We start from the raw sequence: 14,681 nt of genomic DNA on the forward strand, positions 1-14,681 counted from the left end.
ACAACGCACTCCCGGCGTGCCCCGTGACCGATCCCGGGCACCTGTGGAGACGCCCTTGACCAAGTCGCCCGGACAGGGCTCCGTCCCGCCGCATTCGAGGAGAAACCCATGCAGGACAGGAAGAAACGGCTCCTGTGGACCGTGCTCGCCGTCATGTTGCCGGGACCATGGACCCCGGTGATCGTGCTGGCCTACATCCTCGGCCGCGCTGCCGAGCGCGATCAGGACACGGCTGACCACAACGAACCCCCGCCGTATTCGCCGCCCGATCCCTACGCCTGCGTCCCGGCACCAACCAGCCGGAAGCCCTACGTGCCATCACGGTAAAGGAGTGACAGCTCATGTCGAGCTACACCGACTTCTACTTCGGGCGTGGCGAGCACGCCGAGTGGATCGGCTCCCTGCGCGGGGAGTGCTACCCCGACAACTTTCTCGCCGTCCCGCCCGTGCTGCTGGCCTTGACCGCGACGGACGAGGACACCTTCCGCGCGGCGGTCGCCGATGCCCTCGTCGTGTGGGAGGACGAACGCCTCGGCCAGGGCTACCAGCCTGAACTCGGCTGGCCCTGGTTGTGGTTCAGCAGCCACAACAGCAGCTGGATCATCACCTTCGATCCCGAAGACGTGGCGGTGTTCGTCACCGTGGGCGGCGGGGTCCGCTGGCACCGCATCGATCCGCACGACCCGCGATTCCCCGAAGGCGACGATCCGCTCGGCCCGCCCGACATCGACACGTGGCTGCGTGATCCCGCCGCCCCGCCGTCGGTACCGATGCCGCTGATGCGCGAGAAACCCGCCGACATGCCCACCCTCGGCGGTGACGCCCGATGAGCACATCGACGACACACGACTTCTACCTCGGGCGCGGCCCGGACGCCGAATGGCTCGGGTCGGCCCACCTCAACAGCTGTGCCTGCAACGGCCTCGACGAGATCGAGCAGGCCCGGTCGGAGGGCGGGTTCACCACCCTCGTCGACTTCTTCCTGCACGCCGCCGAAATCGACAAGGCAGGCGAGGTCACCCATCCAGGGCGCGAGTGGCCGTGGCCCTGGCCCACCAGCCACGGCACCGACTACGTCCACGCCTTCGACACAGGCGTGGTGTGGACCGCGATTCGGGGAGACCGCTGGTCGATGCGCGCGGGCGAGTACATCCCACCCGGACCGGAGGAAAATCCGCTGGTGTTCCCGCACGGGCGCGACACGTGTGGCTACACCGGGATCGACGCCGCCGACACCACCGCCCGCCGCTACGGCCCGCTGCTCGGCGACACGCACCGCCACGACCTGTACCAGCTCGGGCTGCGGATCTTGGCCGACCTCACCGGGCCGCCGGGACCTGGTGCTCCCGACGCCCTCGACGAGCTGCGGGCCCAGCTGTCACCGCACCTGCGCTACGCGATCGCCGCCGATGAGTCGGCGGTGGAGCTGGAGTTCGAAGTGTTCGGCTACCGCGACGGCGATCCCGCCGCCGAGGCCACCGCGCACGCGCTCGCGATGCTGCCCGCCCTCTACGGCTGGACCGACCCCTCCGGCGGCCCGCCCCGTTTCGATGTGCGCGCACACATCGCCGACGACAACCGCCACACCACGCACCCGGTTCTGGCCGACGCCCGCGCCCGCGCGGTGCTCACCGCCTACTGACCCCAAACTCCAGCCCACAACCACCAGAGAGGACACCATGCCGCCGAACACCGCACCCGCCACGCCGCCCGCCGCAGACGAGACGGGGACGGCAGAGCCACGTAGCGCCGCCGAGCACTGCGCCGCCGCCGAGGCCCTGTTCGCCCGCGCCCGCGAGATCTACCCGACGCTGAGCAGCCGCGCCGTCGACCAGGACGAGTACCGACGCTGCTTCGACTGGGCACGTATGCACCTGCGTCTCGCCGAGAGCATCACCGCCGGAGCCGGACTGGTGCTCGCGCACCGCCAACTCCTCGCAGGCGACGTACGACTGCACAACACCTACGTCAGCTACGAAACCCAGGAGTGGACCGAGTTCCTCGGAGACCGTCACGACACGACCAGGAGGTCGGCATGACCACCCGCCCCACCGACACCGACGCCACGCCGCTGGAATCGGCCTGCCCGGACTGCCACGTCGGGATCGGCCAGGCCCACATCGAGGGCTGCGATGTGGCCCGCTGCCTCGCCACCGGGCTGCAGCGCCTCGGCCACGCCACGTCGTGCCGCTGCCCCCAGGACATCTGGACCGGACGCTGGCCTGGGGAAGCCGAGTGCCTGGAGTTCGGCTGGATGCTCGGCCCCGGCCTGCCCGACCTCAACCGCCTCCTGACCACGGCCACCTGGGATCCGGTCGCGCACCGCTGGACCCGCCCCGGCAACCACGCCACCACCACCGAAGGAGATTCCCGATGAACACGCCCACCACCCAGGACCCGTCCGCGGGCACCGACCTCGCCGCCGGCGAGCATTGGATCGAACTCGTGCCCGCCGCCCACGCCGAGCCGCACCAGGTCAGCTTCCCCGCCGTCGTCGAACCCCGCCGCCACCATGGCCTGTGGGTGCGGCCCCGGTTACGCCGCGAGGTCGCCGAGGCGGTGTGCGAATGGCTCAACGTGGTCTACCCGGTCGACCCGGACTGGTACCCGCTGGCCCGCTTCGAGGACGACCTCCTCGTGGTTTTCACCGGGGACGCCGACCACCAGCGCCACGAGATCGCCCTGGGCGAGGATGGCCGCTACCCGTTGGGCGAGCTGGGCCGCTGGTTCCTGTCCGCCCCGACCCGCACCCGCGCCCGGTTCTACCGCCAGCTCGAAGTACTGCGCGACGCCGAGCGGCACTTCCCGCGCCCCGGTGAAACCGTGGTCACCTGCGATCCCGACAACCTGCCCGTGAGTGGGTTTCCTGCCCGGATCGACACCAAGCCAGCAGCGCCGTGGGTCCCGGTGTTCCGGCCGGACATCGCCGAGGCCGTGGCGGCGTGGTGTACGACGAACCACCACAAGGTCCCCGACGACCACCCGCTGGTGTACTTCGACGGCGACACCCTCGTCCACGTTCACCAGCACCTGCGGTCCCTCGACGGTTACCTGCCCTGGCGCATCGACCCCGACGCGGACGGAAACTATCGGATCGACGGGGACGAGTGGACCTTCCAGGCAGTCTCGGTGAAATCCGAGGGGGGCGTGCACCCACCCGAGACGGCGCCGGAGGACGGGCGCCGAGCCCGGTCGGGGAGTCCAGCGTGACCGCGCCCCGCTTGGTTAACGAGCGGGTCGCCACCAACGGCGAATACCACCTGCTCGAACGCATTTACCACCACGGCCCCGACATGCTGCGCGTCCGCGTAGTACGCAACTTGCACTCGGCGACCCGTTCCCGCGCGGTCACCGAACGCCTCACCGCCAATCACAGCAGCTGGGCCGTGCTGGCCGAGGTGCCCGCCCACGACTGGTACGACGCCACCTCCGGCTGCACCCTGGCCACCACGGCGCGCGTCCTGGGCCGCGTCGCGGGCACCGTGCTGGGGCAGGCCGTGCGGGAGCACCCCACGGGCACGGTGTTCGGCGAACGATACGACGACACCGCCGCGCTCGAGCTACCGCAGCTGGCGATCTGGCTGACCGCCGAGGTCACCACGCTGCTGCGCGCCCACTCGGACCCGGCGTGGCGGGCCGTGCGGTGCGCCACCGTCGCCCGGCCCGCGTCGCGGGGAATCCAGCTGAACCTCTACGGCCTGAGCGAGCCCGCCGAACGGTGGGAACCCGACATCGACGACCAGCGGGTGCTCGACGACCTCCGGCGGCTGGCCGACCACCACAACTGGCACCGTGGCCACGAGCACCGCTTCATCCTGATCCTGCACGTAGTCGCCGACCACTCCGCCCCAACGTTGCTCGCCCGGGGCGAAGCGCCAGGCACCATCACCGTCGAGTCCTGAGACCCTGGTGCCCTGACCCCCGTGGTCTCACAGCGAGGAGGGAACGTACTCATGCCGACCGCCGGATCACCCTCGCGCTCAGCGGCGCCCTCGCTGTTCGACGTCGCGGCCCGCTCGCTCACACACTCCGATGCGTTCACCTTGTCCGAGGATCAGCAGGCCGTCCTCGGCCACGTTCACCGGCTCCTCGCCGCCGATGATGACGGTCAGGCGGCCGTCGTGGTCACCGGCGCCGCGGGCTCGGGCAAGAGCGCCCTCGCGCTGACCCTGCTCGGCGAGGCCCTGCGCGCCGGCTACCGGGCTCGCCACGCCACCGGCTCGCAGGCGTTCACCACCGCGCTGCGCAAGACCGCCGGACACGGCTCACGCCAGACCCAGCAGCTGTTCCAGTACTTCGGCACCGCCGCCGCCGACACCGAGCTGGGCGGCCTGGATCTGCTGGTGTGCGACGACGCGCACCAGCTGCGCGCGACCTCGAACACCCGCTACACCCCGGCCTCGCGCCGCAGCGACCGCACCCAAGCCGCGGAGCTGCTCGACGCCGCCCGGGTCGTGGTGTTCCTGCTCGACGAGGACCAGGCAGTCCGTCCCGGGCAGATCGGCACCCACGCCCACATCGAGACGGCCGTACGAGCCTCCGGTGCCGCCGTGCACACTGCCCAGCTGGCGAGCCAGCACCGCCACCGGAGCCCATGCTACGAGGGCTGGGTCCGTCGCCTGCTCGGCCTCGACGACGCACCGCTCCCTCCTGCCCCGTGGAATGCGGCGACCGGACCGGGGGCGGGGTTCGAGCTGCGGGTGGCCGAGAGCCCCCACGAGCTGGAGCAGCTGCTGCGCGCGAAGGCCGAGCTCGGTGCGAGCACCCGGATGACGGCCGGGTACTGCTGGCCATGGAGCGAAGCGAGGCCAGGAAATCCGCTGGTCGAGGACATCGTGATCGGCGACTGGCACCGCCCGTGGAGCGTGAAAGGCAACCGCGCGGTCAACGGGCTGCCGCCCTCGCCGCTCTGGGCGATCGAACCTGCCGGTGCCGGCCAGGTCGGCTGCATCTACACCGCGCAAGGCTTCGAGTACGACTACGGCGGCGTCATCCTCGGCCCCGACCTGCTCTGGCGGGACGGCCGCTGGGTCACCGACACCGCCGCCACCCGGGACGACGCCCTCACCCGCGCCTCAGCGGCCGACTTCGACCTGTGGGCGCGCCGCACCTACCGCGTGCTGCTCACCCGAGCCCGCGCGGGCACCATCCTGTACTCCACCGACCCCGAAACCCGCGCCCTCCTGCGCGACATCATCGAACACATAACCCAATAGGCCGCCCGCGTCGGGGGCTTCCGGCGTGGCTTCTCGTCGCCGACAGGGCAGCGACGGAACGTCACCGTGCCCCGGCCAATCAGTGGGCGGCCGGGGCACGGTGACGTGGGGAACAGGTTCAGGCGGTCGGGGTGGTGGCGGAGGAGGTGGTGCCGTCGTCGTCCGGGACGGCGGTGATGGTCCAAACGCCCGTCGACGATGCGGGACCGGTGTTCGCACGAACCCGCCCGCGCGCAGGGCCGTGCCATCGGAAGTGAATGGCGACGGCCCCGCGCGGGTAGGCGGCGGCTGTCAGGCGTCCGGGGCGGCGGGTTCCCCGGAGCCGTCGGTCGTCTCCGGGACGTCGGTCTTGTCCGGGTTGATGGCGAACCGTTTCGGTGCCTCGCAGGTTTTGATCGCGTACCCGTCGGTGACGAGCTTCTCCAAGGCGTTGTTGACCGCGCCACCTGAGCGGCCGAGTTCCTTGCCGATCTTGGCAGGCCCAAAGGTCTCGCCCGGGTGCTCGGTCAGGTACTCCTCCACCAAGGCCCGCAGCCCGCCCTTGGGCAGTCGGTCCTTGTCCGTGGCGGCCGTGTCGGCGGATTCGGAGACCACCGGAGCTGCTGCCGAAGACGGCTCGGGCTCGGCCGCGCCATCCACCGGATCCACCTGTGCCGTGTCAGGCGGAGGGATAGTGCCGTCGCCGTCGGTGGGCGGGGCAGGCGTGGTGTCGGCGGCGACGTTGGTGTCGTCGGCATCCGATCCGGCCTCTGGCCCCGGCACCGCCGCAGTGGTGTCCTCGGCAGTGGAGCCGTCAGCGTCGGTGGCGGCCTCGGTCGCGCCCGGGTCCTCGACCGTGCCGTCGATGTCGGTGTCGTCGGTCGGCTGGTCGGTGCTGGGCGGCGCCGTCGTGTCCGTCTGTGCCTCGTCGATGTCGGGTGCGGCGGTGTCGCTGGTTGACGGTGCGAGTGTCCAGGTGTCGGGGTTGCGCGGACCGTCGCCTGCGGTGCGGATCGCGGTGCCGTCGCGGTCCCAGCGGGCCAGGATCTTCGCGGCGGTCGAACGGCCGACTCCGCCCGCCATCGCCAGTTTGGCGGTCGTGGAGCCAGGATTGTCGGTCAGCGCTGCCCGCACTTTGTCCTCTGTGGTCGGTGCGTTCTGCTGGCCGAGGTCGTCGGCCACGGCGTGCAGGTGGCGGTCGTCGGTAGCGGCGGTGGTTGCGGCGTTTGCGGTGCGGGTTTTGCGGTTCTTACGGGACATGACGAACTCCCTGTGTTTTTGGTGCGGAATGGGATGGTCATGCCCCGGCCGGGGCGTTGGCCCGCCGGTGCGCATCCGGTTGTTCGGGCTACACGACTATGGAACGCTTCGTCACCGCCTCCATGTCAAGCGATTCGTCAAACAAGACATGTGTCTCGTGTGGACACACCTCTGTGCCGGACGTCGCGATACGGCTAGGTCGGTGAAAACGTATATGTGGCTTGACATTTGGGCGTGCACGGAGCGTCCATGGACCCGTCATAGCACGAACCCGCACCATCGGATTTCGAGAAGGACGTGTCCGCTATGGACCCACGCTCCACGCACCGCGGCTCCACCGGCCTCGGCCCGCCCCCGTTCGTACGCGGTGAGGTACTGGTCGCGTTGCCCTACAAACCTGCCTTCCCCGGCATCATCGCCGATGGCGAAACACCATCGCTAGAAATCGAAAGCCTGGAAAAGTTTCCGGATTTGGAGGGGCAGGGCTCCCTCGGTGACATCGGGCTGCGCTGCCGCCGATCGGTCGCCCAATGGATCGGTGTCTACCTGGAATCGTTCTACGGCAACGCCCAGGTCCGTTTCGAGTGGCACGGCGACACCCTGGAGATCTACGACGATCCCTGGGGGCTGTCCCTGGACTCTGAGCCCCGGACCATCCACCCGGACTCCGAGGGCCGCTACGAGATCCGTGACGTGTGGTTGCCTATCGCCGCGCCGCTGGCAGCCGACTTGCACCATCGCCACGGCCCCGCCCTGACCGTTCTCGCGGGCGACGCCCCGCCACATCCGGCCCCGGAAATGCTGGCCTACCTTTCTGACCATCCTGGCGCCCCCACGAGGATGCCTAGCCACATCGAACGCGCCCTGGACGCGATCACCGCACCTCGGTAACACCTCTGAATTCACCGGACAGCTGCTCCGGCCCTATCCGTCACGCCGACATCAGCCGCACGGGGACGCGCTAATCCTCTGCCTTTTCTGGCGTTCTTTCCTATTCCGAAAGGGGCTTCGCCATGCCTATTTCCGTGACAGCACGAGACGTACCCGAGATCCGCGCGCGCATGACGGCGTGGACACGAGATCCCGGGCCCGACGGGGCGGCGAACTGGTTGCAGTTCTTCCTCGGCCCGCAACCGGACAAGGCCACCGAATCGCGGGTGTTCGGCCGCTCCGACGACGTGGCCGCCACCATCGCGGGCACACTGGCCGCCCAGTTCCCGGTCGCCGAACTGTTCTACGTCTCCAGCGACATGACCGAACTCGCCCGCACCGCCGCCACCACGCTGACCGACTACCGGTTGCACCCCGAGGACCTGCCCGCCCCGGTCGGCATGATGGTTTACGCCGAGCCGCCCGTGGCCAACCCGGCCGATCACCACGACGGCGTCAGCATCGTGTCCTGGGGGCCGGGACGCGGCGGCCTGTGGGTCCACCGATGGCAACGCCCCGCCGCCAATGACGTCGCCCGTCTTGGACGGTTCCTGGCGACGCTGCCACGCGACGAGGCGATCCGGTGCGGTGAACGTGCGGCGACGCGACCGGAGCCGCATCCCGACGCCCCGCCGACGCCCGAGGAAGGGTTCGACTTCTTCGCGTCCGGTTTGCTGCCCAACCTGCGTCGCGCCCCGGTTCCACCGTCGTTCACCCCGCCGCATGGCTACGACTGGCAAGGGCTGACCCCGATGGAATACACCGACATGGATGGCTGGCCCGGTGAGGTCACTGCGGCGACATTGGGCGACGAGGCGCGACAGCTCGCGGAAGCCAGTCTGACATTGGACCGCACGATCCTGGCCACGTGGCTGTTGATGGGGCAGACCATCGTCCGGTCCGAGGACATCACCGCGCCGCGCGGAGCGCGTCGTCGCATGGCCCGTGACACTCCCGATGTCGACCCGACCGTCCGCTACATCGACCTGCGTCGCGCTCGCACCGAACCGTCCGACCACAGCGACACCACCACATCGACTCGCGAGTACCGGCACCGCTGGGTCGTGCGAGGGCATTGGCGCAATCAGTGGTACGCCAGCCGTAACGACCACCGTCCTATTTGGATTGAACCTCATCTCGCGGGCCCGGAGGACGCGCCGCTGCTCGGCGGTGACCGGGTGAACGTGTTGCGCCGATAACAATCGACAGGAAAGGAACCACCCGATATGACACGGGACTCGTTTGTCGCCTTGGCCGTTTCCCTGCTGGACGGTGTCGTCGCGCACGGTGTCTTCGGCACCCGCGCGGACGCGCGATTATGCGCGGATTGGCGCGGTATCAACGATCCGGACGTCACCGCGACCCGAACCGTGGCCCTGTTCCCGCCCGACGCGGAACCGGTGCTGACACACAACACGACCCGGGGCGAGGTGTTCCCGCTGCCCGACGAGGTCATGGCGGTCCTGACGAACGAAACCCCGGAGGCCACCGCGCACGACGAGTGCGTCATCGCGTTGGTCGTGGTGCCGACCGAACCACGCGCCGCCTTCGCAGTGGGACCGTTCGACCGCGATCAGGCGCACCAATGGCTGACCGACGCGTCAACGCCGCGCGAGGGCCGCTCGGTCGAGTGCTGCCTTCTGCCAGTCCGTGCCAGCACTCTCGGCACCAGCAGCGCACCCGCCACAACCACGGACACCCCGGTTCCGTCCATCGTCCTGCTCGACACCTCGAACGGCCCGGTCTGCTACGGGCCGTTCGACAGCGCGCTGGACGGCGCCCTGTTCTGGCACGACATCACCCGCACCCTGGACCTGACCAACGTGCACGGAACCCACGTGTGCGAACTCATCACACCCGCCCCGGACGCGGCCCTCGCAACCGCATCCGAGGAGACTCCTGGTGCTGATCGGGTGCGAGGTTGGGTGGTACGCCTCGATCCGAGCGGGTGTGACCGGGACGGCGACCCACGCGTCGTCGGCCTGTTCGCCGACCAATCCAGCGCACGCGATTGGCGGCCAGCCTTGTCGTCATCGGAGGCAACGTCACCCGCAGCCATTCTCCCGGTCTATCAACCGTGATCCGCACACGGCGTACCGGGCGCGGTCACTGTATGGTTGTTGTTTACTCGCGCAATATTGCGTAAATATTCGATTGATTAGTGCGCGGGTCGGGTGGCGCCCGCGTAATCGTCTCCGGGGTAGCGGTAGTTGTCGATTTGTACGGATTGGCCAAAGTCGGGGGCGTTCAGCATTTTTCCGTTTCCTATATAGAGTCCCACGTGTCGGATGTTCGAGGTCGGGCCGTAGTAGACGAGGTCGCCCGGTAGGAGGGGTTGCCCGTCGGGCACGCGATTCCCGGCACTGTACTGGGCGTCAGCTGTACGCGGAAGCGAAATCCCGGCCGCCTCGTAGGCGGCCTTGGTCAGCCCCGAGCAGTCGAATCCGTTGTCCCCATTCTGCGGGCCGTTACCGCCCCACACATATGGCAGCCCCCTCTGTCCGCACGCGTAATTGATCGCGGTCATCGCGGCGGCGGTCGCGGCCTGGATATTGTTGCAATCACCGGTTCCGGTCGTCGCGGGTGCCGGTTGACAGCGCACGCCGGACACGGCGGCGACAATCGCGCGCGCCTTCTCTTCGTGCTGAGCATAGGCATTCGGAAACCCCGAACCCTGGACCGTCTGCGCGGCGTCGTTGACACTCATCTTCTGCCAGTTCGGTGTGGCCGTGAGGTGTTCGAAGAATTTCGTTGCCGCGTAGGTTGGTGTGGTGACCTGTTGCGGGGTGCCCCAGCCCATCGAGGGCCGCTGCTGGAAGAGTCCGAGGGAATCCCTGTCGCCGTAGGGCAGGTTCTGCAGCTTGGATTCCTGCATCGCGGCGGCGATAGCGACGACCCAGCCCGGCTCGGGCACACCCATCTGCTTGCCGACCGCGACGATGGTGGCCGCGTTGCCCATCTGCTCGGCGGTCAAGCCCGGCACCGTGCCGGTAGGCGCACCGTCGGGCGTGCAGGTCAGCGAACCCGACGACCCGCTGCTGCCGAAGAGCGTGCTGATGATCCCGGCGATCCCGGCGCCGATGAGCAGTGGAATGGCGAGGACCAAGGCGGCGACGCAGACCGCGATTTTGCTTCCCATAGTTGGATCGCTCTCCTTTCCGTGGTGCGCTAAGAGACCGGCCGGGGACCGAATTGCCGCGGGGTTGAGGCAGGGCGCCTTGTGTCAGTGCTCGCCGCGAGCGACACGGTTCGGCGTGGCCGGCGGCGGAACCGAACTCGGCGGCGGCAGCCGATACGGCGAGGCCGCGGCGACATCGCCGACCTCGCCGACCTCGCCGTCGCCGTCCTCGGTGGCGAGCCCGGCCGGCGGCGCCAGGCCGGGCCAGGCGTCGGCGAGGTCGGCGAGGCTGTACCGCGGGCCGGCGCGGTCGACACGCGCCGAGGTCAGCGGCAGCCACACCGCCTCAGCCGGGCTCGGATGCGGCGCGGTGGGATCGAGCAGGTCGGCCGCCGCGGTGGCCACCGGCACTGCGCGGGGGTCGTCGAGGTCGGCGTGCACACGCGCGAGGGCGGTGCGGGCCCCGGCTTCGCGGCGGGTGGTGGGCAGCCACACCAGCACCGGCGTGGCGATGCCCGTGGACTCGGCCAGCCGCGCGTATCCGGCCAGCTTCCGGCCGACCTTGGTCAGGGACTCGGTTCCGGTGTCGAACTCGAGGAACCACTCCACCTCCCGGGCGGCGGTGCCGACGCGGGTGCGCCAGCGGCCGTAGCCATCGGGGATGACGAGGTCGCCGAAATGCCTCGCACAGCGGGATTCCGACCACCACGCCACTACTGCCTCCGCGCGGGCCGCCGGGGTGTGGCGGGTGCGGGCGATCAGTGAAGTGAAGAAGTCGTTCACGCCGACGGTGTGCGCGAGCCGCTGGTTATGGGCGATACCCATGGCGCGGTCGTGCCGGTAGCCGAGTTCTTTGACTTCCAGGCCGTGTTCGGCGGCGAGCACAGCGGCCCCGGCCGGGCCGAGGACGTAGTGCATGGGGGCGGAGCCGAGTTGCTGAAACGGCTGGAAACGCGACACAGCGCGCCAGAGGTAGAGATCGCGCAGCCGCTGGCGCGCCGAGCGGCCCGACGGGAAGGCGGCGTCCTGGATTTGGCTGGTGGTCAGGACTCGGTGCTCGTGCAGCAGGGCGAGGAGCCATTTGTCCCGGGTGGTCAGGCGCGAGGCGAGCATGGCCTGGTGTTCGACCGAGCTGGCGGCGCGGGCGGTGTGGCGGCCTGGTAGGTGGCCGCGCAAGGTGTGCTGACGACGGGTGGTGGTGGTGATCACGAGCGCTCCTTCGCGGAGTTGTGAACAGGGTGTGGACAAGTGCTGTGGGCAGCCCGAACTGAGCCCCGGGCGTGGCCGATGGCGGTGGCTATTTCTTTTGTGGGTGCGGCGAAGTCGCCGCGTGCGGGAGTTAGGGGCGGGTGCGGCGCGGGTCGGTCTTGGGCGGCCGGGTCGGCGGAACCCGCCGACCGGTCGGCGGAACCCGCCGCCCGGTCGGCCCGGACCGCGTCTTGGTCGCGGTGGCGGGAGTACTGGCGCGGGTGGTCGTGGCGCCGTCGCTGGTCGCGGTGCCGTGCGCTCGGCGCTGGGCGCGGAGTACGGCACGGATTTCGCGTGCCCGCCCGGGAATGGGGTCGGGCAAAGGCGTGGTGGTCATGGTGAAGGGCTCGGTCTCCTCGCCGCGCACCACTAGCCGCGTCGCCGTGTGGTAGACGCCGAGGTGGGACAGGTCGTGATCGGACAGCCGGGGCGCGGTGTGCCGGGCGAGTTCGCGGGCGTCTTCGGGGCTGGCGGAGAAGAAGACTTTGCTACGGGCGTTGGTGGAGATGCCTTCCTTCAATTCGCGGGAGAGCTGCCCGAGGTGCTGGTGGGCCAAGGTCATCGAGACACGAAATCCGCGCGCTTCGGCGAGCATGTCTTCCAGCGGATAGGGAAGATTCAGAAAGTTGTGGCATTCATCGACCACGAGGCTCGCGTCCGGGCGCAGGCGCTGCGGAACGCGGGCACGGGCGGTGGTCGCCTGCCACGTGCGGGCCACCACCAGCGACCCGACCAGCCGCGTGGTCTCCTCACCGAGCGAGCCTTTCGGGATACGCACCAGGCAGATCCCGCCCTCGTCGAGCACCTCGGCCATGTCCACAGTGGAGCGTCCTCCGGCGATGGCCTCTTTCACGAAGGGCCGCAACAGAAACGCCCGCAGCTTGTTCATCAGCGGCGAGATCACTTGGCTGCGGGAGCTGTCGGTGAGGTCGTCGTACCACTCCCAGAATCCGGTCAGCACCGGATCGGTGAGCCCGGCGGTGATGCGGGACCGGAACGCTTCACTGGCCAGGAGTTTCGGTAGATCGGCCAGGGTGGGCACGCCTTCCTGGGCGCGCAGGGTGAGGCAGGCGGCGCGCATCAGGTCGTCGGTGCGCGGCCCCCAGAACGCGGAATACACCCGGCGGAACACCGACACGAGGTTGTCGACTTCGCGGTCGGTTTCCCCGCCCTCCAACGGGTTGAGGATGGGTGGGCGGTGCAGGGAGTCGGCGTCGAAGAGCACCACTCGCTCCGCTGCCGAGCGCGGCAGGCGGTTGAGGACGTCGGTGACCAAGTCGCCCTTCGGGTCGATCAGGACGACACCGCGATGGTTGTCCGCGTCGTCGAGGATCATGTTGCCCAGCAAGGTCGACTTCCCGCTGCCGGTGGCGCCGAGCACGTGGAGGTGGTGGCGTGCGTCGGCGACCCGCAGCCCGACCGGACGGGCGTGCCCGGTATCGGACTGCCCCAGCGGTTTGACCTCCGGCCCCGGTGTGGCGACCCCGGGCGGCGGGGCGACGGCCTTGGCGCCCGCCCGTTCGACACCGGGGATCTCGGCGTCGGTGGGCAGGTGCGCGAGCGCCGCCAGCTCCGGCACCGACAGCAGGTCACCGCGGTCGAGGCGCCGTTCGGCGAGCGCGTGCGCGGGGTGGCGCAGGCGGGTGCGGGTGTAGTGGTTGTGCTCGGTGTAGGCGGCGAACGCGGCGGCCAGCGCGTGCGCCCGCCCGCGCGCGGTGTCGCGGGCCTGGCGCGCCAGCTCGTCGGTGGCCTCGGCAGGCAGGTCGGCGGCGACGGCGTAGCGGATCACGGTCTCGTACTGGGAGCCGCGCTGTTTGCCCACGATGGCCTTGTTCTGGGCGGAATATTCCAGCGACAGCTGCGGGTCCTGGCTGATGCGCCGCGAGTCCGAGGTCCGGCCGCCGCGGGTGGCCTTCGCGCCCGGCGTGATCGCGTCGAGGATCCGGCCGCCGAGGCGACCCGACGAGCCCTGGTGCACTCGGCGGGCGGCGCGGCGGGCCTGGGCGACGCGGCGGCCGGTGACCGGGCGGGCGAGGATCTGCACGCAGGCGTGCTCGTCGCGGCCGAGCCCGACCGGGGCGCCCAGGAGCCCGCGGATCGGATCGGCGTCAAACGCCGTACGGATGGGCAGTGCTTCGGAGCGGGCGAGGCGCAGTTGCCCGCCGACGGTGATCCGCCGCCGCCCGGTCTCCAGGGCGGGGAACGGGGAGGTGGCGGCGCTGGTGCGGGTGTGCGACCCGGGCCAGGCGGCCTCGACCGCCCGCTCGACCAGGGACGGCGGGATGACGCCGGGGACCCAGAACTGCACGGTGACGCCGTGCTCGCCGAACACGTACTCCATCGCGAGGTGCGGTTGGCCGGCCCACAGCCGCCGCCAGGCCGGGCGCAAGAGCCCGACGAGGTTGGACCACACCGCGGCCCCGCCGGCGGGATCCACGGTGGGCGGGGCGAGCACGGTGATCCGGCGAGCATCGACCTGCAGGGCGGTGTGACGGCGAGCGCGCCACCAGCGCCGGGCGGCGATCCAGCCCGCCAGGGCCACGGCCAGGGCCGGGACGGCGACCGGTCCCCACACCAGCGCCCAATCGCGCAGGGCGGCGAGCAGATCGCCGGTGGTGCCGCCCGGGTCGCGCAGGTAGTCACCTACCCAGTTCGCCGTCACCGGCGATGCCGCAGCGCGCGTAGCCATAGCGGGTACTCCCTTCCGGGAACTCGTGCGAGACAAGGAAAATCGAGATCGGCTCGGGGCCGGGTCACGCGGGGTCGAGGTCGACCTGCGCCGCGTCGTCGAACCCGGTGTCGTCGGGGTCCGGGGCGTCGTCCATGGCGAGGGAGTCGGCGGGCCCGAGGTCGACGTAGGCGTCGGCGAGACCGCTGTCGGTGGCGTCCGGATCGTGTTCGGCGAACCGGGCGAGTTCGGCGGGGTCGGT

The 14,681-nt window shown here is 70.1% G+C and carries 15 protein-coding genes; 11 read left to right on the forward strand and 4 right to left on the reverse strand.

Annotation, left to right across the window (positions count from 1 at the left end; translation table 11 throughout):
• Positions 1-108: 108 nt before the first annotated feature.
• Genes H5411_RS43475 through H5411_RS43510 form a run of 8 tightly spaced genes read left to right on the forward strand, consistent with a single transcriptional unit; the run spans position 109 to position 5,216 of the window.
• Positions 109-327 (forward strand): hypothetical protein, encoded by a 219-nt coding sequence (locus tag H5411_RS43475; RefSeq protein ID WP_143271386.1) that lies wholly within the window; start codon positions 109-111, stop codon positions 325-327.
• Between the two features lie 14 nt (positions 328-341).
• On the forward strand, positions 342-830 hold the full coding sequence (locus H5411_RS43480) for a hypothetical protein (protein ID WP_101436276.1): 489 nt from the start codon (positions 342-344) through the stop codon (positions 828-830).
• The gene (locus H5411_RS43485; RefSeq protein ID WP_101436275.1) at positions 827-1,642 is read left to right on the forward strand and encodes a hypothetical protein; all 816 of its coding nucleotides are present in this window, start codon (positions 827-829) and stop codon (positions 1,640-1,642) included. The genes H5411_RS43480 and H5411_RS43485 overlap by 4 nt, the downstream gene beginning before the upstream one ends.
• A 37-nt stretch (positions 1,643-1,679) precedes the next feature.
• Positions 1,680-2,039, forward strand: a complete 360-nt coding sequence (locus tag H5411_RS43490) for a hypothetical protein (protein ID WP_101436274.1) — start codon at positions 1,680-1,682, stop codon at positions 2,037-2,039.
• Positions 2,036-2,377 carry a hypothetical protein gene (locus H5411_RS43495; protein ID WP_101436273.1) on the forward strand — a complete coding sequence of 114 codons (342 nt, stop codon included), beginning with the start codon at positions 2,036-2,038 and terminating at the stop codon, positions 2,375-2,377. Before H5411_RS43490 ends, H5411_RS43495 begins: the two co-directional genes overlap by 4 nt.
• Positions 2,374-3,210, forward strand: a complete 837-nt coding sequence (locus tag H5411_RS43500; protein ID WP_101436272.1) for a hypothetical protein — start codon at positions 2,374-2,376, stop codon at positions 3,208-3,210. Before H5411_RS43495 ends, H5411_RS43500 begins: the two co-directional genes overlap by 4 nt.
• Positions 3,207-3,902 carry a hypothetical protein gene (locus H5411_RS43505; protein WP_101436271.1) on the forward strand — a complete coding sequence of 232 codons (696 nt, stop codon included), beginning with the start codon at positions 3,207-3,209 and terminating at the stop codon, positions 3,900-3,902. Before H5411_RS43500 ends, H5411_RS43505 begins: the two co-directional genes overlap by 4 nt.
• A 51-nt stretch (positions 3,903-3,953) precedes the next feature.
• Positions 3,954-5,216 (forward strand): DUF2075 domain-containing protein, encoded by a 1,263-nt coding sequence (locus H5411_RS43510; RefSeq protein ID WP_101436270.1) that lies wholly within the window; start codon positions 3,954-3,956, stop codon positions 5,214-5,216.
• 291 nt (positions 5,217-5,507) lie between these two features.
• On the opposite strand, the gene H5411_RS43515 is transcribed toward H5411_RS43510, so the two are convergent.
• Positions 5,508-6,455 carry a hypothetical protein gene (locus H5411_RS43515; RefSeq protein ID WP_101436269.1) on the reverse strand — a complete coding sequence of 316 codons (948 nt, stop codon included), beginning with the start codon at positions 6,453-6,455 and terminating at the stop codon, positions 5,508-5,510.
• 306 nt (positions 6,456-6,761) lie between these two features.
• On the opposite strand from H5411_RS43515, the gene H5411_RS43520 reads away from it, so the two are divergent.
• The 3 genes from H5411_RS43520 to H5411_RS43530 all read left to right on the forward strand — a co-directional run bounded on the left by H5411_RS43520 (position 6,762) and on the right by H5411_RS43530 (position 9,466).
• The gene (locus H5411_RS43520; RefSeq protein WP_101436268.1) at positions 6,762-7,346 is read left to right on the forward strand and encodes a hypothetical protein; all 585 of its coding nucleotides are present in this window, start codon (positions 6,762-6,764) and stop codon (positions 7,344-7,346) included.
• Positions 7,347-7,468: 122 nt separating this feature from the next.
• Positions 7,469-8,584 carry a hypothetical protein gene (locus tag H5411_RS43525; protein WP_233921961.1) on the forward strand — a complete coding sequence of 372 codons (1,116 nt, stop codon included), beginning with the start codon at positions 7,469-7,471 and terminating at the stop codon, positions 8,582-8,584.
• Between the two features lie 27 nt (positions 8,585-8,611).
• On the forward strand, positions 8,612-9,466 hold the full coding sequence (locus H5411_RS43530) for a hypothetical protein (RefSeq protein WP_101436266.1): 855 nt from the start codon (positions 8,612-8,614) through the stop codon (positions 9,464-9,466).
• A 77-nt stretch (positions 9,467-9,543) separates the two neighbouring features.
• Here H5411_RS43530 and H5411_RS43535 read toward each other — a convergent pair whose 3' ends face one another.
• The 3 genes from H5411_RS43535 to H5411_RS43545 all read right to left on the reverse strand — a co-directional run bounded on the left by H5411_RS43535 (position 9,544) and on the right by H5411_RS43545 (position 14,440).
• Entirely contained in the window at positions 9,544-10,524 is a 981-nt protein-coding gene (locus tag H5411_RS43535) for a C40 family peptidase (protein ID WP_101436265.1), read from the reverse strand.
• A gap of 84 nt (positions 10,525-10,608) precedes the next feature.
• The gene (locus H5411_RS43540; RefSeq protein ID WP_101440870.1) at positions 10,609-11,709 is read right to left on the reverse strand and encodes a replication-relaxation family protein; all 1,101 of its coding nucleotides are present in this window, start codon (positions 11,707-11,709) and stop codon (positions 10,609-10,611) included.
• A gap of 133 nt (positions 11,710-11,842) precedes the next feature.
• Complete coding sequence (locus H5411_RS43545; RefSeq protein WP_101436264.1) at positions 11,843-14,440, reverse strand: type IV secretory system conjugative DNA transfer family protein; 2,598 nt, start codon at positions 14,438-14,440, stop codon at positions 11,843-11,845.
• Between the last annotated feature and the right edge of the window lie 241 nt (positions 14,441-14,681).

This window comes from Amycolatopsis echigonensis, from assembly GCF_014174495.1.
Lineage (GTDB): Bacteria > Actinomycetota > Actinomycetes > Mycobacteriales > Pseudonocardiaceae > Amycolatopsis > Amycolatopsis echigonensis.

Coding starts and splice junctions, on each gene's coding strand:
- H5411_RS43475 (WP_143271386.1), top strand. CDS start 109: ATGCAGGACAGGAAGAAACGGCTCCTGTGGACCGTGCTCGCCGTCATG.
- H5411_RS43480 (WP_101436276.1), top strand. CDS start 342: ATGTCGAGCTACACCGACTTCTACTTCGGGCGTGGCGAGCACGCCGAG.
- H5411_RS43485 (WP_101436275.1), top strand. CDS start 827: ATGAGCACATCGACGACACACGACTTCTACCTCGGGCGCGGCCCGGAC.
- H5411_RS43490 (WP_101436274.1), top strand. CDS start 1,680: ATGCCGCCGAACACCGCACCCGCCACGCCGCCCGCCGCAGACGAGACG.
- H5411_RS43495 (WP_101436273.1), top strand. CDS start 2,036: ATGACCACCCGCCCCACCGACACCGACGCCACGCCGCTGGAATCGGCC.
- H5411_RS43500 (WP_101436272.1), top strand. CDS start 2,374: ATGAACACGCCCACCACCCAGGACCCGTCCGCGGGCACCGACCTCGCC.
- H5411_RS43510 (WP_101436270.1), top strand. CDS start 3,954: ATGCCGACCGCCGGATCACCCTCGCGCTCAGCGGCGCCCTCGCTGTTC.
- H5411_RS43515 (WP_101436269.1), bottom strand. CDS start 6,455: ATGTCCCGTAAGAACCGCAAAACCCGCACCGCAAACGCCGCAACCACC.
- H5411_RS43520 (WP_101436268.1), top strand. CDS start 6,762: ATGGACCCACGCTCCACGCACCGCGGCTCCACCGGCCTCGGCCCGCCC.
- H5411_RS43525 (WP_233921961.1), top strand. CDS start 7,469: ATGCCTATTTCCGTGACAGCACGAGACGTACCCGAGATCCGCGCGCGC.
- H5411_RS43530 (WP_101436266.1), top strand. CDS start 8,612: ATGACACGGGACTCGTTTGTCGCCTTGGCCGTTTCCCTGCTGGACGGT.
- H5411_RS43535 (WP_101436265.1), bottom strand. CDS start 10,524: ATGGGAAGCAAAATCGCGGTCTGCGTCGCCGCCTTGGTCCTCGCCATT.
- H5411_RS43545 (WP_101436264.1), bottom strand. CDS start 14,440: ATGGCTACGCGCGCTGCGGCATCGCCGGTGACGGCGAACTGGGTAGGT.